General features: G+C 72.2%; 15 protein-coding genes. 6 read left to right on the forward strand and 9 right to left on the reverse strand.

The genetic code is table 11. The annotated features are described in order from the left end of the window. The first annotated feature begins 54 nt into the window (after positions 1 to 54). Both ACIO9J_RS15785 and ACIO9J_RS15790 read left to right on the forward strand, forming a co-directional pair. Positions 55 to 1,395 (forward strand): sensor histidine kinase, encoded by a 1,341-nt coding sequence (locus ACIO9J_RS15785; protein ID WP_401998434.1) that lies wholly within the window; start codon positions 55 to 57, stop codon positions 1,393 to 1,395. Next, positions 1,392 to 2,093, forward strand: coding sequence for a response regulator (locus ACIO9J_RS15790; RefSeq protein WP_401998437.1), 702 nt, complete (start codon positions 1,392 to 1,394; stop codon positions 2,091 to 2,093). Before ACIO9J_RS15785 ends, ACIO9J_RS15790 begins: the two co-directional genes overlap by 4 nt. A 121-nt stretch (positions 2,094 to 2,214) precedes the next feature. Here the strand turns inward: ACIO9J_RS15790 and ACIO9J_RS15795 are convergent, their stop codons facing one another. Genes ACIO9J_RS15795 through ACIO9J_RS15805 form a run of 3 tightly spaced genes read right to left on the reverse strand, consistent with a single transcriptional unit; the run spans position 2,215 to position 5,266 of the window. Next, positions 2,215 to 3,510 (reverse strand): ABC transporter substrate-binding protein, encoded by a 1,296-nt coding sequence (locus tag ACIO9J_RS15795; protein WP_401998440.1) that lies wholly within the window; start codon positions 3,508 to 3,510, stop codon positions 2,215 to 2,217. Beyond that, complete coding sequence (locus ACIO9J_RS15800) at positions 3,510 to 4,343, reverse strand: carbohydrate ABC transporter permease (protein WP_401998443.1); 834 nt, start codon at positions 4,341 to 4,343, stop codon at positions 3,510 to 3,512. Before ACIO9J_RS15800 ends, ACIO9J_RS15795 begins: the two co-directional genes overlap by 1 nt. After that, a complete protein-coding gene (locus ACIO9J_RS15805) occupies positions 4,343 to 5,266 on the reverse strand; it encodes a carbohydrate ABC transporter permease (protein WP_401998446.1) in 924 nt (307 codons plus the stop codon). Before ACIO9J_RS15805 ends, ACIO9J_RS15800 begins: the two co-directional genes overlap by 1 nt. Before the next feature lie 171 nt (positions 5,267 to 5,437). Between ACIO9J_RS15805 and ACIO9J_RS15810 the strand changes: the two genes are divergently transcribed. Continuing rightward, complete coding sequence (locus ACIO9J_RS15810; RefSeq protein WP_401998448.1) at positions 5,438 to 6,301, forward strand: phosphotransferase enzyme family protein; 864 nt, start codon at positions 5,438 to 5,440, stop codon at positions 6,299 to 6,301. A 114-nt stretch (positions 6,302 to 6,415) separates the two neighbouring features. On the opposite strand, the gene ACIO9J_RS15815 is transcribed toward ACIO9J_RS15810, so the two are convergent. The 4 genes from ACIO9J_RS15815 to ACIO9J_RS15830 form a co-directional block, all read right to left on the reverse strand. Continuing rightward, entirely contained in the window at positions 6,416 to 7,126 is a 711-nt protein-coding gene (locus tag ACIO9J_RS15815; protein WP_401998451.1) for a 3'-5' exonuclease, read from the reverse strand. Positions 7,127 to 7,238: 112 nt separating this feature from the next. Continuing rightward, positions 7,239 to 8,480 (reverse strand): SAV2148 family HEPN domain-containing protein, encoded by a 1,242-nt coding sequence (locus ACIO9J_RS15820; protein ID WP_401998453.1) that lies wholly within the window; start codon positions 8,478 to 8,480, stop codon positions 7,239 to 7,241. A gap of 103 nt (positions 8,481 to 8,583) precedes the next feature. Next, positions 8,584 to 9,900, reverse strand: a complete 1,317-nt coding sequence (locus ACIO9J_RS15825) for a copper amine oxidase (RefSeq protein ID WP_401998456.1) — start codon at positions 9,898 to 9,900, stop codon at positions 8,584 to 8,586. 63 nt (positions 9,901 to 9,963) lie between these two features. After that, on the reverse strand, positions 9,964 to 10,713 hold the full coding sequence (locus ACIO9J_RS15830) for a Tat pathway signal sequence domain protein (protein WP_401998459.1): 750 nt from the start codon (positions 10,711 to 10,713) through the stop codon (positions 9,964 to 9,966). Between the two features lie 194 nt (positions 10,714 to 10,907). Here ACIO9J_RS15830 and glgX point away from each other — a divergent pair, with 194 nt between their 5' ends. Then, on the forward strand, positions 10,908 to 13,016 hold the full coding sequence (gene glgX / locus ACIO9J_RS15835; RefSeq protein ID WP_401998462.1) for a glycogen debranching protein GlgX: 2,109 nt from the start codon (positions 10,908 to 10,910) through the stop codon (positions 13,014 to 13,016). Here the strand turns inward: glgX and ACIO9J_RS15840 are convergent. Then, complete coding sequence (locus tag ACIO9J_RS15840; protein WP_401998465.1) at positions 12,970 to 14,274, reverse strand: MFS transporter; 1,305 nt, start codon at positions 14,272 to 14,274, stop codon at positions 12,970 to 12,972. The two genes, glgX and ACIO9J_RS15840, sit on opposite strands and share 47 nt — an antisense overlap. Before the next feature lie 81 nt (positions 14,275 to 14,355). On the opposite strand from ACIO9J_RS15840, the gene treY reads away from it, so the two are divergent. Next, positions 14,356 to 16,788, forward strand: a complete 2,433-nt coding sequence (gene treY, locus ACIO9J_RS15845; protein ID WP_401998468.1) for a malto-oligosyltrehalose synthase — start codon at positions 14,356 to 14,358, stop codon at positions 16,786 to 16,788. Between the two features lie 33 nt (positions 16,789 to 16,821). Here treY and ACIO9J_RS15850 read toward each other — a convergent pair whose 3' ends face one another. After that, positions 16,822 to 18,165, reverse strand: coding sequence for a cytochrome P450 (locus ACIO9J_RS15850; RefSeq protein WP_401998471.1), 1,344 nt, complete (start codon positions 18,163 to 18,165; stop codon positions 16,822 to 16,824). A 201-nt stretch (positions 18,166 to 18,366) separates the two neighbouring features. On the opposite strand from ACIO9J_RS15850, the gene ACIO9J_RS15855 reads away from it, so the two are divergent. After that, positions 18,367 to 19,620, forward strand: coding sequence for a M14 family zinc carboxypeptidase (locus ACIO9J_RS15855; protein ID WP_401998686.1), 1,254 nt, complete (start codon positions 18,367 to 18,369; stop codon positions 19,618 to 19,620). Positions 19,621 to 19,764: the final 144 nt, after the last annotated feature.

Here is a 19,764-nt window from a genome sequence, read left to right on the forward strand (position 1 = left end):
CACCGCACAGGACACCAAGGGCCCGAAGGCACGGCCCCGCTAGGAGGCGCCCGGATGGGCCGCGACTATTTCCCGCCGGTACCTCCGGTGGGCAGGACACGTCCCTCGCGGGGGGACGTGGTGCTCGCCGTCGTCGCCACGGGGCTCGAGGTGCTGGCCTACGTCCTGCCGGGCCCGGCGGGTCCGACCGTCTCCACCGGACCGGCCGGCGGTGGATCGCGGGTGACCGTGCTCGGGGTCCTCCTCATCGTCTCGTTCGTGATCCCGCTGGCCCTGCGGCGCCTGCACCCCGTGCCGGCGCTCGGCGCGGTCCTGGCCGTGCAGCTGGCCGCCAACGTGGGAGTCGCCGCCGACCCCGGCACCCCCATGACGCACAGCTACGGCGCCGCCACCTGCATCGCCCTGTACACCGCGGCCAGGTACGCGGGCCCGCGCGCCGTCGGCGTCGGCGCCGTCGTGTGTCTCGTCGTGCAGTGGGTGCGGGACACGGGGGGTGCCGAGCCGTTCGCGATGACGGCCACCCTCGACACGGTCTTCACCGTGATCGTCGTCGCGGTCGGCCTGGGCGTACGGCAGTGGAAACTGCAGCTGGACATCAACCGGGAGCTCCTCGCCGACCACGCGGTCGCCGAAGAGCGGCGCCGGATCGCGCGCGAGCTCCACGACATCGTGGCGCACCACATCACCACCATGTACCTGATGTCGGGCGGCGCCCGGTCCACGCTCGACCGGGACCCCGAGACGGCCCGCGACGCGCTGATGACCCTGGAGGAATCGGGCCGCACCGCGCTGCGCGAGATGCGCCAGCTGCTCGGCGTGCTGCGCAGCTCCGACACCCTGGAGGAGACGCCCTCGGAGCCCCAGCCAGGGGTGGACGGCATCGAACGCCTCGTGGCCGACGCGACCGCGGCGGGCCTGCCCGCCGAACTGCACGTCACCGGGGAGCCCCGGCCGCTCCCGATGACGGTCGGCCTCACGCTCTACCGCATCACCCAGGAGGCGTTGACCAACGCCCGCAAGCACGCGGGGCCGGCCCGTGCGACGGTCCGGCTCGCCTACCAGGAGGACCGCGTCACCGTGACGGTGACCGACGACGGCGCGGGCGACTCGCGGGTGCCGGGCGTGCTCGCCAAGGGCGGCGGATACGGCCTCCTCGGCATGCGCGAACGCGTCGCCCTGCACGACGGCACCCTGCGCGCGGGCAGCCGTGCGGAGGGCGGCTTCGAGGTGTCCGCGAGCGTGCCGGTTCCGGCGCCGGTGCCGACGGGGAGGTCCGGCGGGGAGGGGTCTGCTTCCCATGAACTCGGCCCGGAAGTGCCCCGAGCGGATGAACCAGTCGCTCATGAACCCCGTCTGCCCAAGAGCAGTCCGCACGAGATGAACGGGACCCGATGACCTCCTCCGACGCCGCGCCCGAGCGCATCACCGTGCTCATCGCGGACGACCAGCCGCTGGTGCGCAGGGGCCTGTCGCTCGTGCTGCTCTCCGATCCCGCCGTCGAGGTCGTCGGCGAGGTGGGCGACGGCGAGCAGGCCGTCGCCGCGGCGCACGAACTGCGCCCCGACGTCGTCCTGATGGACATCCGCATGCCGGTGCTCGACGGCGTCAGGGCCACCGAGCGGCTCAGCGCCGAGCTGCCCCGGTGCCGGGTCCTCGCGCTCAGCACCTTCGACATGGACGAGCACGTGGTCGGCGCGCTGCGGGCGGGCGCCGCGGGATTCCTGCCCAAGGACGTCTCGCCCGAGGAACTGGTGGCCGCGCTGCGCACCGTCCACCGCGGCGAGGCCGTCGTCGCGCCGCGTCTGCTCACCCGGCTGCTCGCCACGTTCGTGACGCCGCCGCCCGCCTCGCACCCGACGAACTCCGACCTCTCCGGGCTCACCCCGCGCGAGGTCGAGGTGCTCCGCCTGATCGCCGCGGGGCTCGACAACGCCGAGATCGCGCAGCGGATGGAGATCGGCGTCCAGACCGTCAAGAACCACGCCACCGGCATCTTCGGCAAGCTCGGCGTCCGGGACCGCGCGCAGGCGGTCATCGCGGCGTACGAGTCGGGGCTCGTCAGAGCGGGCCAGGGAAACGGGGCAGGGCACTGAAGTCCGGAGCGGTACGGGGCGCCCCGTCAGAGGCGCGGGGCTGCGACACATGCGGCTCCGCCACGTGGGCGCGAGCAGCCCCCACCGGCCCGCAGGTGAATCCCGCACCCCGGCGAAGTGCTCACCGCTGATACCGGGCAAGCACCAGATTCCCGTCCTTCACCAGCCGTTTCCTCAGCTCGTCGAGGCCGATCGCCCCGCTGTAGTACTCCTGGAACGCGGGCGTCGCGACCTTGTCCTTCCACTCCGGATACCCCCGCACGGACTGCGCGGGCGCCGGACGCAGGTGCTCGGCGAGGGCCGTCCCCACGGCCCAGTCGTCCTTCTCCGTGCGCAGGGCGGGATCCCGCAGGGCCTCCGTGCCCGTAGGGAGCATCCAGTCGCCGCGCGCGAGCTTGACCATGTTGTCCGGCTGGAGGAAGAAGTCGATGAACTCGGCCGCCTCCTTCTTGTGCGGACTGTCCTCGGAGACGGACAGGGTCTGCGGGCTGACGCCCTGCGCGAGCCCCTCGGACCCGGCAGGGGCGGGCAGCACCTGCCACTCGAAGCCCTTGGGCGCCTGCTGGACGATCTGCTGGCGGTAGGAGAAGCCGAGCGGGACCATCGCGTACTTCCCGCCGAAGAAGCCGGGCAGCGTGTCGGACCCGCCCATGCCCAGCGTCGTACTTGAGGCGCTCTTGTCGTCGTTGACCTGGTCGTGGACGGTGCGCGGCATGATCTCGTCGGCGGCGTCGAAGCGGACGTCGACCTTGCCGTCCGCGCCGCGGTGGAACATCTTGCCGCCGGTCGAGAGCGAGAGGTTGAGCGTCGCGGAGACCGGCTCCTTGAGCGGCCAGGCGACGCCGTACTTCCCGTCCTTGCCGTCGCCGAGTTCCTTGGCGACCGAACGGAACTCCGCCCAGCTCCACGGCTTGTCGGGCGTGGGAATCCGTACGCCGGACTCCTTGAGCCACTTCGTGTTGGCGATCAGGACGCGCGGCTCCTGGAGGAACGGCACCCCGTAGACCTTGCCCCCGAAGGTCGCCGTCTCCCAACTGCGCTCCGGGATGTCGGACTTGAGCCGCTCGGGCAGCAGGCCGCCGATGTCCGCGAGGTAGCCGCCGTACGCGAAGTCGGCGAGGTCGTCCGACGCGTCATGGATGATGTCCGGCGCCTCGCCGCCCTCGAAGGAGGTGAGCAGCTGGTCGTGGACGCTGTCCCAACTGCCCTGCACATAGTTGACCTTGACGTCGGGATGGGTGGCGTTCCACTCCTTCACGAGCGCCTTGTTGGCGTCGACGGACTCCTTCTGCCAGGCCAGGGACTGGAACTGGAGGGTGATCTTCCCGTCGTCGTCACCCGAGTCGCCGCTGCATCCGGTGAGCAGCAGCGCGAGGGCGGTGGCCGCGCCGGTGAGAAGCCGTGGTGCTCCGCGCATCAGGCCTTCACCGCCCCCGCCAGCATGCCGCCCGTGATCCGCTTCTGGATGATCGCGAAGATGACGAGGGAGGGGATGGTCGCGAGGAACGCGGCGGCGGCCAGCGGCCCGAGGTCCGCGACGCCCTCCGTGCCGATGAAGCGGTTGAGGATGACCGGCAAGGTCTGCTTCTCCGGGGTCTTGAGCAGGACGAGCGCGAAGAAGAACTCGTTCCATGCGGTGATGAAGGCGAACATCGCGGTGGCGACGATGCCGGGGGCGAGCAGCGGCGCGACGACCGAGACGAAGGTGCGCACCTTGCTCGCGCCGTCGACGGCCGCCGCCTCCTCCAGCTCCGTGGGCACCGCGCGCACGTACCCGACGAGCATCCACAGCGCGAAGGGCAGCGACCACACCACGTAGACCATGATCAGCCCGAGCAGCGAGTTGATCAGGTGCAGGTTCTTCAGGATCAGGAAGAGCGGGATGATGATCAGGACGAACGGGAACGCCTGGCTGATCACCACCCAGCCCGTCGCCGCCTTCGAGACGCGGTTGCGGTGCCTGGCCATGACGTACGCCATGGGGGTCGCGATGACGACCGCGATCAGGGCCGCGCTGAGCGCCGCGATCAGCGAGTTGCCCGCGGCCTGGAGGAGCGGCTGCTCGTCGAAGGCCTGCCGGAAGTTGTCGAGCGTCGGGTCCTTGGGGATCCAGGTGGGGTGCAGGCTGCCCAGCTCCCGCGCGGGCTTGAACGCCGTGGAGATCAGCCAGAGGAACGGGAAGGCGAGGAAGACGAGATAGGCGGCGAGGGCCAGGTACTGCGCGGCGCGCGTCGCCTTCTTCGTAGGCATCACGACTCGTCGCCTCCCTTCAGCCGGCCGACGAGGTAGAAGGCGAGGATCACGGAGATCACCGCGACCATCACACAGCCCATCGCCGCCGCATAGCCGAACTGGCCGTAACGGAAGGCTTCTTCGTAGGCGAAGAGCATCGGCAGTCGGGTGCGGCCGCCGGGGCCGCCCTGGGTCAGGACGTAGACCAGGGCGAAGGAGTTGAAGTTCCAGATGAAGTTGAGCGCCGTGATGGCGAGGGCGATCGGCTTGATCGCGGGCCAGGTGACGGTGGTGAAGCGGCGCCAGGCGCCCGCGCCGTCCATCGCGGCGGCCTCGTGCAGCTCGCGCGGGGTGTTCTGGAGTCCGGCGAGCAGCGCCACGGTGGTCTGCGGCATGCCGGCCCAGACGCCGACGACGATCACGGCGAAGAGCGCGGTGGCGGTGCCGGTCAGCCAGTCCTTCCCCTCCCCGAGGCCGAGGTGGGAGAGCGTCTCGTTGAGCACGCCCGCGTCCGGGTGGTAGACGAGCCGCCACATGATGCCGACGACCACCTCGGGCATCGCCCAGGGGATGATCGCGAGCGCCCTGGCCAGCCAGCGCATCCGCAGCGGCTGGTTGAGCAGCAGGGCGAGGCCGAGCGCCAGGAAGAACTGCGGCACGGTGACGCCGAACGCCCAGAGCAGACCGATCCGGAACGAGTCCCAGAACAGCGCGTCGTGCAGCAGGTCCTGGAAGTTGAGCGCGCCGACCCACTGGGTGGGCTGGGTGCGGCCCGACTGGGAGTCGGTGAAGGCCAGCGCGATGCCGTAGAGCAGCGGTCCCACGCTCAGGACCAGGATCGGGATCAGCGCGGGCAGCACGAGGAACCACGCGCCGTGGTCCACGCGTCCCCGGCCGGGTGCGCCTCTCGCTGACCGCTTCGTCGCGGTCGCCAATGTCACGGAATCGGCTCCTTCGGGCGGCTCGTACGGGTCTGGCCGCCCCGGCGGCCCCCGTCATCGTGCTGATGCGCTCTTGATACGTCAAGCAGCTGCGCGGCCCGCGCACACCGGTTGGCCAGTGCGAATGCGAGACTGTCGGGCGAACGGGGCAACTGGTACGAGAGGCGGGCGATGGACGAGGCACGGGCGCGGGACGTACTGGACGCGGCGGGGCTCCCCGGCGACGTGCCGGGGGCGAAACTCCTCGCCCTCGGCGAGAACGCCGTGTTCGCCCTCGACGAGCTGGTCGTCAAGGTCGGCCGCGCGGCACCGGAACTGCTCGACCGGGCCCGGCGCGAGCTGGCCGTCGCCGGGTGGCTCGAGGAGGCGGACGTCCCCGCGGTACGGGCCGCCGAGCCCGCGCCCCGCCTGGTGGACGGGCATCCGGTGACGCTCTGGCACCGGCTCCCCGAAGCCGTAAGGACCGCCGAACCGCGCGATCTCGCCCTGCTCCTGCGCCAGGTGCACGCACTGGAATCCCCCTCCTTCGCACTGCCGCGTCGCGAGCTGCTCGGCGGTGTCGAGCGCTGGCTGCGGCTCGCGGGTGACGCGATCGATCCGGGTGACGCGGACTATCTGCGTGAGCGCAGGGACGGATTCGCCGCGGCGGCCGCCGCGTTGACGCCCCGGCTGGCGCCGGGACCCATCCACGGGGACGCGCTGCCGCGCAATGTCCTGATCGGCCCCGACGGACCGGTCCTCGTCGACCTGGAGACGTTCTCCTCGGACCTGCGGGAGCACGACTTGGTCGTCATGGCGCTCTCCCGCGACCGGTACGGGCTCTCGCCGGAGGCGTACGACGGGTTCGTGTCCGTCTACGGGTGGGACGTGCGGGAGTGGGAGGGCTGCGCGGTCCTGCGCGGCGCCCGCGAGACGGCCAGCTGCGCGTGGGTAGCCCAGCACGCGCCCTCCAACCCGAAGGCTCTCGCCGAGTTCCGCAGACGGGTGGCGTCACTCCGTGACGGGGACGCCGAGGTGCGCTGGTACCCGTTCTGAGCGCCCCGTGGGGGCGCGGGGAACTGCGCGGCCAGCCACGACGCACCCGCAGGGGAAGTCCGCCTGCGGAAGCCCTCAACTCACCCGCACGGGAGAACCGCCCCGCCGAGCGCCCTAGCTCTCCGCACGGAGCGGCCACACCCCGTCCACGACCGCGTCCGCGTTCCCCTTCTTCCTGAGGAAGCTCTGGAAGTCCGCCGCCCACTCCGCGTACCAAGCGACCTGGCGGCGATGGAGCTCCGCGGGCCCGATGCCCGCGACCTTGGCGTGGCGGTCGGCTATCGCGCAGGCGAGCCGCGCCGCGGCCTGCGCGTCCGCCGATGCGTTGTGCGCGGATTCGAGCACCACCCCGTACTCCGTGCAGACCGCCTCCAGGTTCCGCTTGCCCTTGCGGTAGCGGTCCACGGAGCGGTCGATCGTGTACGGGTCTATGACGGGGCCGGGGTCGATGCCGCCGAGCCTGTCGCGCAGGGACGGCAGTCCGTACCGGCGCAGCTCGGCGGAGAGCAGGCTCAGGTCGAAGACCGCGTTGTACGCCACGACCGGGACGCCCGACTGCCAGTACGTGGTGAGGACGTCGGCGAGCGCCTCCGCGACCTCGGCGGCCGGGCGACCCTCGGCGGCCGCGCGCTCGTCCGTGATGCCGTGCACCGCGACGGCGTCCGCGGGGATCGGGACGCCGGGGTCCGCAAGCCATTCGCGGCGGCCCAGCGTCTCGCCCGCCTTGACCTCGATCACCGCGCCCGTGACGATGCGCGCCTCGGCCGGATCGGTCCCTGTCGTCTCCAGGTCGAAACCGATCAGCAGCTCCCGGTGCCAGCTCATGGCCGCCCCCTTCTTCGTGGTGCTTTCCCCCAGTGACCACCACGATCCCATGCGCCACTGACAATCCGAGGGCCGCGTTCCGCTTCGCCCGTCACGGCGGCCCGCGCCGCGCTCACGACACCGGCCGTGAGTCCGCCCAGGCCAGCTCGAACTCCTCGCGGTAGGTCGTGAAGAGCCCGCCCTCGCCGGGGTCGCCCGGCTTCACCACCCGGCCGCCGCCGCGCAGCACGAGAACCGGCGCCTCCATCCCGCGGGTCCTGCGCAGATACGACTGGACGACGGCGATGCCGTCCGAGCCGTCGCCGTCGACCAGATACGCGGTGAACCGCGGCGTCTCGTCGAAGACCTGGATCTCGAAGGCGCCCGGATCGCGCAGGCGGGCCCGCACCCGGCGCGAATGCAGAATGTTCATCTCGACGGAACGGCTCAACTCGCCCTTCTTCAAGCCCAGTTCACGCTCCCGGCGCTTGACCGAGCTGCTCGCCGGGTTCAGGAAGAGCAGCCGCACCCGGCAGCCGGACTCCGCGAGCCTGACCAGGCGGCGGCCGGAGAAGTTCTGCACCAGGAGGTTGAGGCCTATGCCGATCGCGTCGAGGCGGCGGGCGCCGCCGAAGATGTCCTCGGCGGGGAACTGCCGCAGCAGCCGCACCCGGTCCGGGTGCACCCCGACCACGTCCGCGTACCGGTCGCCGACCAGGTCCTCCACGGCGTCGACGGGCAGCCGCCGCGCGGAGGGCGTGTCGGTGCCGGCGCCGAGTATGTCCAGGAGCTTGGCCGACGCCCGCTCGGCCTGGGCGAGGACCGCCTCGGACAGGGCACGGTTGCGGGAGACGACGTTCCTGGTGACTTCCAGTTCGTCCAGGGCCAGTTCGACGTCGCGCCGGTCGTCGAAGTACGGCTCGAAGCAGGGCCAGTGCTGCACCATCAACTCGCGCAGCTGCGGCAGGGTGAGGAAGCTGAGCACGTTGTCGTCGGCGGGGTCGAGGAGATAGCCCTTGCGGCGGCTCACCTCGCGCACGGCGACGGCCCGCTGCACCCACTCCTGGCCCGCCGGGCCCGCGGCGGCCACCACCCAGTCGTCCGCGTGGACGGGTTCGTAGACGGGGCGCAGAACAGCGGCCACGACCGCGCGCAGCCGCTGCTCCACCAGGTTCAGCCAGATGTAGGCGCGGCCTGCCCGTTGGGCGCGGGTGCGGACCTCGCGCCAGGCGTCCGCGCCCCAGTCCAGTTCCGGTCCGATCTGGGATCCCATCTCCATCGGCCGCGCCAACGACACCGCTCCGGCGGGTACGTCCGCGGAGCCCCCCTCGTGACCCTCGTCACCAGGGGGCAGCTCCCGCCCACCCGAGCTCACCCGTGCACCGCCTTCCGCTCCCCCGAGCACTCCCCCAGTCAACGATCAAGGAAGGGTACTCCGGGAGCGGCGGGCGGTGCAGCCCGATGGGCAGGGTGGTTTCTCAACCACCCAGCGGGGGCTGGCCGTTCTGGTTCGCCAGATCCTGCGGAGTGAGCGGGCTCATAGCGGTGACATCGCGTGCGGCCAGCGAGAAGCCCTGCCAGTGGACCGGCATCGGCTGCTGGTCCTCGTCACGCGCGATGTGGTGGAAACCGATGTGGACCCAGGTGACGGGGTGGGTGAGGGTCTGGCCGTTCACCCACTTGTCGACGCTCGTCGGCACGCCGTTGGCGCAGCCGGGGTTCTGGCTCGCGTACTGCTCGCACTTCTTGTACTCGGTGAAGTACACGTCGTGCTTGGTGTACGGGCGTCCGGCGTGCTTGTTGCTGGGGCCCGGCACGATCTCGTACGAGCGCGGGTGGCCGTCCTTGTTCTTGCCGGCCCCGCTGACCACGCGCCACCAGCGCATGTCCGCGCGGTCGCCCGCGAGCTCCTTGGTGATCTTCGTGCGGGTGGTCTTCGTGGTCGGGCTGCCCTGTCCGGTGGGCGGGGTGACCTTGGAGTCGTACTGCTCGACCTTGGCCTTCGGGGAGCCGTCCAGGCCGAAGTTGAGCCGCCAGAAGACGTTGTGCGCGTGGCTCTCGGCCTTGGCCTGGTCGCCCTTGCCGATGGGCCAGCCGCGGTCGTCGCCGCCGTCGTAGTCGTACGGCGAGAGGCTGCCTGTCGCGCCGACCTGGGACGTGATGGTGCCGTCCGAGGAGAAGCGCCACTCGGTGATGTACTCGTACCAGGAGGCCTTGTTGACGGTGTAGACCAGCAGGTCCTTGCCCTGGCCGGTGTAGACCTTGCCGCTGCCGCCGGTGCTCGCGTCGTCGTTCAGGCGGTACGCGTGCCCACGCGCGCGCGTGGTGGTGCACAGGCCCTTCACGTTGCCACGCTGGGGGACCTTCACGGTCTTGATGGTGCCGCCGGGGCACTCACCGGGGTTGAGGTTCTGCAGGGCCTGGCCGAAGTCGGTGCCGGTGACGTCGTCGTACTCGGCCTGGCCGTCGTCGTAGGGCACGTGGACCTGCGCGAGACGGGCGCTGGTCAGGACGGGTATCGGCTTGGCCTCGCCCTTGGGCTGGTAGCTGATCTTGTCGAGGATCAGCCCGGAGAGCGTGTTGTAGTGCCAGCACATGCGCCAGGTCGTGCCGCCGTCGACGGTCTGCTCGATCTTGTAGGCGTCACTGCAGTCGGCGGCGGCCGCGGGGGCGCTGGGCGCCTGCGGGGTGGCCGAAGCGGGTGAGGCGACGGTGACGACGCCGCCGATCAGCGCGGAGACCGCGAGGGCCATGGTGGCCCGTTTGCGGGCGCGCGAGAGTCTGTTGACGTGCATTGCGGTGTGAACTCCCTCGTACGAGGAGAAGCAGAAGTGTGGAGTCGTGCGCGGTGGCCGCGATCAGCCGAGGCGTCCCACGGAGCGGCTGCTCAGGTCGACGACGAGGGACCGGGTGTCGATCCACGGGCCGTTCTTGACCTTGGTGACGACCTGGAGGCACCGGTGCGCGCCGCACTGGGTGAGGCTCGACGGCACGCGCTCGACGGTCTCCTTGCGGAAGACCATGCCGCTCAGCTGGAGCTGTCCCGGGCCGGTCAGCGCCTTGCCGGTGGCGTGCTTGAAGTCCTGCTTCAGGCCCTTGCCGAGCGGATCGGCGATCAGCAGCCTGGCGCCCTCGGCGAGCTCTTCCTGGCTGGGTGGCGGCTGGACGTTCCGCGTGGTGTTCTCGTTCTCCACCTTGCCGGTCTCCACGTTGACCGTCTTGGTGATGACCGCGTCCTTCTTGTAGTCGTAGTAGACGACCTCTGCCCTGCGCGGCACGGCGGCGCCCGAGTCGGTGGGCTCCGGCTCGCTCAGGTTCGTCGACAGGAGCTGCGGACCGCGGTCGCCCTCCACGTCCCTGGCGCTGGAGCGCATCTGACCCGAAACCGACGCCTTCTCGGCGCGCTGGATCTCGGCGTCGGTCAGCGGATCGCTGCCGATGCCCTTCTCACCCTCCTCGGGTGCGGCCTCGACGACGCCGTCCTTGGCGATCGCGTCCTGTTTCGAGGCTGCTGCGTTGGTCTGGCGGTCCCCCGACCCGTCCGACCCCGGCAGTGTGACGCCGACCAGCACGGCGGTGGCGGCAACCGCGACCGCGGAGCCTGCCACCACCTTCCCCAGGTGGCGTCTGACTAGCTCTCGCACTTACTCCCCTTTTCCCCCACGAGCCCCAACAAGGGGCATACCGAGTATGTGGTCAGACGGTTAGACGGACTCAACTCCTGCGTGGTTGCCCCACTTTCGGGGAGACTCTGGCCAAAGTGGCCCCAGCCCGAGGGGGCGTGAGTGGAAGAGTCGTATACATGCAGGTCTGGCCTGGGCAGGCGTACCCATTAGGTGCCACATACGACGGAGCCGGTACAAATTTCGCGGTCTTCTCCGAGGCCGCAGAGCGCGTGGAGCTGTGCCTTCTGCACGACGACGGCTCGGAGACGGCGATCGAGCTGCGCGAGTCCGATGCCTTCGTACGGCACGCGTACCTGCCCGGCATCATGCCGGGACAGCGGTACGGCTTCCGCGTGCACGGCCCCTACGCACCCGAGCAGGGGCACCGCTGCAACTCGGCGAAGCTGCTCCTCGATCCTTACGCGCGCGCGGTCAGCGGGCGCGTCGAGTGGGGCGAGGAGGTGTACGGCTATCACTTCGACGAGCCCGAGGAGCGCAACGACCTGGACTCGGCGCCGCACATGATGACGTCGGTCGTGGTCAACCCGTACTTCGACTGGGGCGACGACCGGCCGCCGCGCACCCCCTACCACCAAACCGTGATCTACGAGGCCCATGTGAAGGGCCTGACGATGCTCCATCCCGACCTGCCGGACGAGCTGCGCGGTTCGTACGCCGCGCTCGGGCATCCGGCGATCATCGAGCACCTCACCGAACTGGGCGTCACCGCACTTGAGTTGATGCCGGTCCACCAGTTCGTGAACGACCACCGCCTGGTGGACATGGGCCTCAACAACTACTGGGGCTACAACACCATCGGCTTCTTCGCCCCGCACAACGCGTACGCCTCCTGGGGCGACCGCGGCGAGCAGGTCCTGGAGTTCAAGCAGGCCGTCAAGGCGCTGCACGAGGCGAACATCGAGGTGATCCTCGACGTCGTCTACAACCACACGGCCGAGGGCAACCACCTGGGCCCCACACTGTCCTACAAGGGCCTGGACAACGCCTCGTACTACCGCCTGACGGACGACCCGCGCTACTACATGGACACCACGGGGACGGGCAATTCGCTCCTGATGCGCTCGCCGCACGTCCTCCAGATGATCATGGACTCGCTGCGGCACTGGGTCACGGACATGCACGTCGACGGGTTCCGCTTCGACCTCGCGGCCACCCTGGCGCGGCAGTTCCACGAGGTGGACCGGCTCTCGTCCTTCTTCGACCTGGTGCAGCAGGACCCGGTGGTGAGCCAGGTGAAGCTGATCGCCGAGCCCTGGGACGTCGGCGAGGGCGGCTACCAGGTGGGCAACTTCCCCGCGCTGTGGACCGAGTGGAACGGCATGTACCGCGACACGGTCCGCGATCTGTGGCGGGGCGAGCAGCGCACCCTCGCGGAGTTCGCATCCCGGATCACCGGCTCGTCCGACCTCTACCAGGACGACGGGCGGCGCCCGCTGGCCTCGATCAACTTCACCACCTGCCACGACGGGTTCACGCTGCACGACCTCGTCGCGTACAACGACAAGCACAACGAGGCCAACGGCGAGGACAACCGGGACGGCGAGAGCCACAACCGGTCCTGGAACTGCGGGGCCGAGGGCGAGACGGACGACGCGGACGTCCTCGCGCTGCGGGCGCGGCAGATGCGCAACTTCATCGCCACGCTGATGCTCTCCCAGGGCGTGCCGATGCTCAGCCACGGCGACGAGTTCGCGCGCACCCAGGGCGGCAACAACAACGCCTACTGCCAGGACAACGAGGTGGCGTGGGTGCGCTGGCCGGAGGGCGAGAGCTCGATCCTCGCCTTCACGCGCGCGATGGCCATGCTCCGGCGCGACCATCCGGTCTTCCGCAGGCGCCGGTTCTTCCACGGCAGGCCCGTGGAGGGCACCCACGACGAGCTCTCCGACATCGCCTGGTTCACGCCGGAGGGCGACGAGATGACGCAGGGCGACTGGGGTGCCTCGCAGGCGCGGGCGCTGAGCGTGTTCCTGAACGGCAACGCGATCTCGGAGCCGGGTCCGCGCGACGAGCGCATCACCGACGATTCGTTCCTGCTGATGTTCAACGCGTCGCCGGAGCCCCTGGAGTTCGTGGTGCCGGTCAACCACGGCCGCCAGTGGCAGGTCGTGGTCGACACGGCGCGGGAGGACGGGGTGCCGTCCGACCAGGGCCAGAAGGTGCGGGCGGGCGACCGGATCACGCTGGCCGACCGGAGCCTGACGGTGCTCCAGCGTCCCGCGTGAGCGCCGCGGCCCCGAGCGGCTCCGCGGCCGCCTCCTGGAGCACTCGCCCAGGAGGCGTCCCGTGGCGGGCGATCAGGGCGATGACGAAGGCGACGGCGGCGGCCGCGCTGCCCAGTGCGAACGCCGCCCCCGCGCCGTGGGCCTCCGCGATCCGGCCCGCCACCGCGAGGGTGACCGCCTGACCGCCGACGAAGGCGCTCGCCGCGAACGTCATGCCCTCGGCGAGCCGCTGCGGCGGCACGGCGCGCTCGGTGAGCGCGAAACCGGTGATGAGGTTCGGGGCGTAGATCGCGCCGAAGAGGGTGACCACTACGTAGAGGCCCATCAGGCTGTCCGTCCACACCAGGGGCAGCGACAGGAGCGCCGCGGCGGCCGTGGCGACCCGCCAGCGCGCGAGCAGCCCGAAACGCTCGGGCAGCGCGGCCATGGAAAGCCCCACGATCGCGCTCATGACCCCCATCGCGGCATAGACGAGCCCGGCCTGCCCCGGCTCCCCCAACTCCTGGGTGAGCGCGGTGATCCCCGCTCCGCAGGCCCCGAGCAGCACACCGAGGAAGACGAGACCGACCCGCACGACGTACACCGAACGCGGCAGCCGGGGGCGGGCTGTCCCCCGCGCGCGTGCCGTTGTGGGCGCCTGCGCCCTGGCGGTGCGGCCCGTGGGATGCAGCGCGAATCCCGTCCCGCAGCAGGCGACGAGGAGCGCGGCCGCTCCGAAGGCGTACGCCGGGTGACCGGCCACCGCCGCGAGCCCCACCAGGGCGGGGCCGAGCACGAAGGACAGCTCATCCATGGTGCTCTCCAGGGAGAGGACCGTGCCCGCGATCCTGTCGTCGCCGCCCTTGGCCCGCACCAGCGGGACGACGCGGGCCCTGGCGAGCGGGCCGATCCCGGGGATGGTGGCGCCCGCGACGATCCCGAGCGCCACGAGTCCCGGCGTCGGCAGCTTCGCCAGGGCGCCCAGGGTGTACGCGGCGATGGCCACCGCGTTGCCGAGCGAGAAGGCGAGGACGACGGCGCGCTGCCCGTGCCGGTCCGCGAGGCGCCCGACGAACGGGCCCATGCCCACCTGGCCGAGGGCGAGCGCGCAGGCGACGATGCCGCCGGTGGCGAGCGAGCCGCTGGTCTCGGTCACCAGGAGCACGCTGCCGAACTGGATCATGGCCACGGGGAGCCTGCCGAAGAACGACACCACCGGCAGCAGCGCCCCGGTCATCCCGATCACCTTGCGATACGCGTCCAGCGTGCTCTGAGCCATCGTCCGACGCTAACGACGCCGTAGAACAGACACGCATGGGTCGATGGCACGAAAGCCGCCCAGGCGGGTACGTACGTTCGCATGACGCCTGAGCGCCCACGGCCCGCGGTGCCGCCCGCACCCACCGCCACCTACCGGCTCCAGCTCCAGCCCGACTTCACCTTCGCCGCCGCCGAGGCGGCCGTCCCCTACCTGGCCTCGCTCGGGGTCTCGCACCTGCACTTGTCGCCGGTGCTCGACGCGGTGCCCGGGTCCACCCACGGCTACGACGTGACCGACCACGCGTGCGTACGGGCCGAACTCGGCGGCGAGGCGGGGCTGCGGGCCCTCTCGCGCACCGCGCGGAGCGCCGGGCTAGGTCTGGTCGTGGACATCGTGCCCAACCACATGGCGGCCGTGCCGCGCCACAACCACGCCCTGTGGGAGGTGCTGCGCGAGGGACCCGGATCGCCCTACGCGCGCTGGTTCGACATCGACTGGTCCGCGCACCAGGGCCGCGTCCTGCTGCCCTTCCTCGGCGGCAGGATCGGCGACGAGCTGCCGCGGCTGCGGGTCGACGGGCGGATCCTGCGCTACCACGAGCACGCCTTCCCGATCCGCGAGGGCACCGAGGAGCTGCCGCTGCCGGACCTCCTGGAGGCGCAGTGGTACCGCCTGGCCTGGTGGCGACTGGCCCGTACGGAGCTCAACTACCGGCGCTTCTTCACCATTTCGGACCTCATAGGAGTGCGCGTCGAGGACCCCGAGGTGTTCGACGCGACCCACGGCACGGTGCTGCGGCTGCTGCGCGAAGGGGTCGTCGACGGGCTGCGGATCGACCACCCCGACGGGCTCGCCGACCCCGGCGCGTACCTCCAGAGGCTGCACGAGGCCACCGAAGGACGCTGGACGGTCGTCGAGAAGATCCTCGCCGACGGCGAACAGCTGCCCGCGGCCTGGCCGGTGGCGGGCACCACCGGGTACGACGCGCTGCGCCACGTCGACGGCGTCTTCACCGACCCGGCGGGCGCGGGTGAACTCCTGGGCCAGTACCGGCGCTTCGCCGCGCCGCCCGCCGACCGGGGCGGCGACTGGCTGCCCACGGTGCGCCGCGCCGCCTACAAGGTCGTCACGCGCGAACTGGCCGCCGAGGTGGAGCGCCTCACGCACGAGGCCGCCGCGATCTGCGCCGCCGACCCCGCCCTGCGCGACCACGCGCCGTGGGCGCTGCGCACCGCCCTCAGGGAGCTGCTCGTGCGGCTCCCCGTCTACCGGCCCTACGTCTCCGGAGGCGCGGCTCCCGAGACGGTCCTCACCTCCCGGGCCGCCGAAGAGGCCAGGGCGGCCTTCGGCGTGCCCGAGGAGGCCGCGGCGGTCGACGTCGTGCGGGACCTGGCGCTGGGGCGCGTGGGGACGGCACAGGGGCGTTCGGCGGCCGCGGTGGACGGCTTCCGCGCGCGGTTCGCGCAGACCGCGTCCGCGCTGCGCGCCAAGGCGGTCGAGGACACCGCGTTCTACCGGCACGCGCCGCTGCTCTCGGCCGCGGAGGTGGGCGGCGCGCCGGAGCGGCCCGCGGTCTCCGTGGAGGCCTTCCACGCGTACTGCGCGCGCGTGCAGCGCGACTGGCCCTACTCGGGCACGGTCCTCTCGACCCACGACACCAAGCGCAGTGCCGATGTGCGCGCGGGCATCGCCGTCCTCACGCAGTGCCCGCGGCGGTGGGCCGACCTCCTGGTGGAGCTGACCGAGCAGACCGCGCGCGTGGGCGGGGTCTGCGCGCCCGATCCCCAACTGGCCTGGGCGGCCTGGCAGACCGCGGTCGGCTTCGGCTTCCCGTACGACATGCGGTTGCAGAACGCCCTGTTGAAGCACGTCCGCGAGGCGGGCCTGCACACCAGCTGGACGGAGCCCGACGAGGCGTACGAGAAGGCGGTGACCGCGTTCGCGGAGGCGGGTCCGTGCGGGCCCCCGCTGTACGCCGTGGCGTCCTTCGCGCGCGAACTGGCGCCCCACGTACGGGCGATCGTGCTGGGCGCCGCGCTGGTACATCTGACGATGCCCGGGGTGCCCGACCTCTACCAGGGCACCGAGGGCGAGTACCGCGCCCTCGTCGATCCGGACAACCGCGCGCCCGCGCGGTTCCAGCCGCACGTGCTCGAACGGCTGGACACCCAGCGGGAGCGCTGGGACCTCTCTGAGGAGAAGCTCGCGCTCACCGCGGCGGCGCTGCGGCTGCGCGCGCGGCGGCCCGAGCTGTTCGGGGGCGCGGCGACGTACGAGCCGCTGACCGCCGAAGGTCCCGGCGCCGCGCACTGTGTGGCGTACGCCCGCTCCGGAGAGGTCGTGGTGGCCGTGACCCGGCTCTCGCTGCGCCTGGAAGAGGCCGGTGGGTGGCGGGAGACGGAGCTCGCGCTGCCGGCCGGACGGTGGACCGATGTGCTCGCTCCTGAGCGGGAGTTCGACGGGCACACGCCCGTGGCCGAGCTCTTCACGGAGTCGCCCGTCGTGCTGCTCACCCGGATCGAGGAGGAGTGACTAGAAGCCGGGGCCGGCAAGGAGCAGCGGGGATCACTTGAGCCGTACGAGGAGCGAGCGCGGCCCGCGCGTCAGGAGCCCTTCCGGCGCCGGTCTGGCCCCCGGCGCCCAGCGCAGGCCCGGCAGCGCGTCGAGCAGGGCCCGCAGTCCGTGCCCGGCGGTGAGCCCGGCGAGCGCGGCGCCCGGACAGGAGTGCCGGCCCGCACCGAACGCGAGGCCGCCCGGGTCCGCGCGGAAGATGTCGTACCGGTCGGGGTCGGCGAACCGCGCCGGGTCGCGGCCCGCCGAGCCCACCAGGCACGCCACGACCGCCCCCGCGGGCAGCGGGAAGCCCGCCACGGTCACCGGGCGGGCCGCGCGGCGCAGCACGACGGGCGCGGGCGGATCGCGGCGCAGCGACTCCGCCCACGCGCCGGGTATCAGCTCGGGCCGCTCCCTGAGGAGGGCCAACTGCCCAGGGTGGTCGAGGAGGTTGGCGAGGAACGAGGCGAGCCCGAGGGCCGCTGCCTCGCCCCCGCCGCCGAGCAGGGTCCCCGCGACGCCCGTCACGGTCTCGTCGGACAGCGGGCGTCCGTCGACCTCGGCCGTGCACAGGACGGAGAGCAGGTCGTCGCCCGGGTGGGCCCTGCGGCGTGCCAGGTGGGGCCGCAGACAGGCGTCGAGGGCGTGGTGGGGGCCGCCGCCGAGGTGGGTGAGGCCGCCGCGGCACAACTCCTGGACGCGGGCGGCGTCTTCGTAGGGCAGGCCGAGCGCGGCGACGGCCGCGGCGGCCGGCAGCCAGTGACAGAACTCGGCGACGAGGTCGGCCTCCTGGCGCCCGGCGATGCGGCGGGCCAGGACGTGCGCGGTGCGTGCGGTGCCCGCGGCGAGCGCCTCCAGGGCGCGGCCGCGCAGCGCGGGCGAGACGAGCGCGCGGTGCGCGAGGTGCGTGGCGCCCTCCATGTGCGCGAGGGTCCGTCCCGGCGGCAGCGCGACGAGCCGCGGCCTGGCCAGCGCGGCGCGCACGTCCCGGTACCTGCTGACCAGCCACGCCCCCGTCGCCTCGTCCCACACGAGCGGAAATCCCTCACGGAGCACCCGGTACAGCGGATACGGATCGCGCGGGACGCCGGGCGCCGCCAGGCTGAGTCCCGCGTGACGTCCCCCGTGCGGGGCCCCGGAGGCCCGCCAGGGCGCGTCGCGCGCAGGAAGCGGGCCGGGGGCGCCACGGGTGCTCGCGGGGGCGGAGAGGGGCGCCGAGGGCCCGCTCGCGGCGGCGGGCGGCGCCGTGGCCGACGGGCGGCCGGCCGTGGGCGGGGCGGAGTGCGTGAGCGGGTTCCGGTTGGCCGTCGGCGGAACGTGCGGCGAGGTGGCCGTCAGGCCGGGGAAGCAACGCACCGCAGGGCTCCCACCTGTGCGTCGGCGCGGCGTGGGACCGCGCGGGTGTGTTCAAGACGACCACCGGGGGACGCGCGGCGCAGGTTCCGTACACCCGTACGAGTGACGGCCTATGGGAGCGCGGCGGCCCCGTAGGCGTCCTTGACACCGCACCCGGCGCGTGGCGTACTGCGGATTGCGTCAGTGACGGACCAGACGGGGGTGAGTCAACTGGCGGTGCAGCGCTATCCCAGTGTTCCGGAACTCACCGCCTCCGCACGACAGTTGGTGGCCCACCGTCCCGACCTGGGCACTCTGCGGCAGATCGGCGTCTCGCGCGCGGGCCGGCCGCTGCATCTGCTCTCCGTGGGGCGCTCCGCCCGCGCGGTCCTCGTCGTCGCGGGGGCGCACTCCAACGAACCGACCGGCGGCTCCACCCTGCTGCACCTCGCCGAGCGGACGCTGTGCGAGCGGCGGCTGCGCGCCGACACCTCCTGGCACTTCCTGCTCTGCGCGGACCCGGACGGGGCGCATCTGCACCGCACGCCCGCCCCCCGCACGCTTCTGGACTACCACCGGCACTTCTTCCGCCCCGCGGGGCCCGAGCAGCCCGAGTGGTCGCCCTCCGTGCTGCCGCCCGACCGGCTGCCGCCGGAGACCCGCGCCCTGACCGCCGTCATCGACGAACTGCGGCCCTACTTGCAGGTGTCCCTGCACTGCACCGACCTGGGCGGCAGCTGGGTGCAGCTGACGAAGGACATCCCCGGGCTCGCCGAGCCGTTCGCCAAGTCGGCGGCCGAGCTGCACATCCCCGTCGAGGCGGGGGCGTCCGACGCGGCGGGCTGGCCGGTCTCGGGCCCCGGCGTGCACATCCTGCCGGGACCGGGCGTGGACGCCGCCTACCCGAGCCTGCCCGAGGACGCCAGGCTCACCACCTGGCACCACGCCCACCGGTACGGCGGCCGCACCGCGATCGTCGAGGTGCCGATGTGGGCGAGCGACCTGGTCGGCGACGCCGCGACGCACCCGTCCCCGGCGCGGGCGATGCGGGGCCTGGCCCGACGGCTACGGCGGGACGCGGGTCTCGTCGAGGAGATACTCGGCGAGGCGCTGCCCCGGCTGCCCGCGGGCGCCGACGGGCCGCTGCTGCGGGCCTCGCGCTGGGCACTCGCCCTGGTGCCGGGGCTCGCCGACGACTGGGGGCGGCTGCCGCCCGCGGGCACCACCATGGCGTACATCGGCAGCGTCGACGCCTTCGGCCGCCGGCTGCCGCTGCGCGCGGCCGCGATGCTGCTGCGGGTCCTGGAGGACGCGGGCGACCGCGCGGCGCCCCGTCTCGAACGGCTCGTGACGCTCTGGAGCAACGCCTTCGCCGAGCGGTTCAGGGCCCGTTGGGTGCCGCTGGAGGACCAGGTGGAGCACCAGTCGAGGACCACGGTCGCCGCCGCCCGGCACGCACGCGTACCAGGCGACTGACGCGGCCGCCACGACCTCGCGGAGACCGGCCTGATCCAAACGAAAGGCCCTAGAGGTTGTCCCGTAACCGGTGGGGCGGTTGGTGCGTTGGCTGGGCATGGGTGGGGTGATCTCAGCGGATGATCCGAAGTGGATCCAGCCGTT

Source organism: Streptomyces sp. NPDC087300 (assembly GCF_044744425.1).
In the GTDB taxonomy this organism is placed as follows: Bacteria; Actinomycetota; Actinomycetes; order Streptomycetales; family Streptomycetaceae; genus Streptomyces.

What these genes read in the sequence shown, in the direction of transcription:
- ACIO9J_RS15785 (WP_401998434.1), top strand. Translation starts at nt 55, where the DNA reads ATGGGCCGCGACTATTTCCCGCCGGTACCTCCGGTGGGCAGGACACGT.
- ACIO9J_RS15790 (WP_401998437.1), top strand. Translation starts at nt 1,392, where the DNA reads ATGACCTCCTCCGACGCCGCGCCCGAGCGCATCACCGTGCTCATCGCG.
- ACIO9J_RS15795 (WP_401998440.1), bottom strand. Translation starts at nt 3,510, where the DNA reads ATGCGCGGAGCACCACGGCTTCTCACCGGCGCGGCCACCGCCCTCGCG.
- ACIO9J_RS15800 (WP_401998443.1), bottom strand. Translation starts at nt 4,343, where the DNA reads ATGCCTACGAAGAAGGCGACGCGCGCCGCGCAGTACCTGGCCCTCGCC.
- ACIO9J_RS15810 (WP_401998448.1), top strand. Translation starts at nt 5,438, where the DNA reads ATGGACGAGGCACGGGCGCGGGACGTACTGGACGCGGCGGGGCTCCCC.
- ACIO9J_RS15815 (WP_401998451.1), bottom strand. Translation starts at nt 7,126, where the DNA reads ATGAGCTGGCACCGGGAGCTGCTGATCGGTTTCGACCTGGAGACGACA.
- ACIO9J_RS15825 (WP_401998456.1), bottom strand. Translation starts at nt 9,900, where the DNA reads ATGCACGTCAACAGACTCTCGCGCGCCCGCAAACGGGCCACCATGGCC.
- glgX (WP_401998462.1), top strand. Translation starts at nt 10,908, where the DNA reads ATGCAGGTCTGGCCTGGGCAGGCGTACCCATTAGGTGCCACATACGAC.
- ACIO9J_RS15840 (WP_401998465.1), bottom strand. Translation starts at nt 14,274, where the DNA reads ATGGCTCAGAGCACGCTGGACGCGTATCGCAAGGTGATCGGGATGACC.
- treY (WP_401998468.1), top strand. Translation starts at nt 14,356, where the DNA reads ATGACGCCTGAGCGCCCACGGCCCGCGGTGCCGCCCGCACCCACCGCC.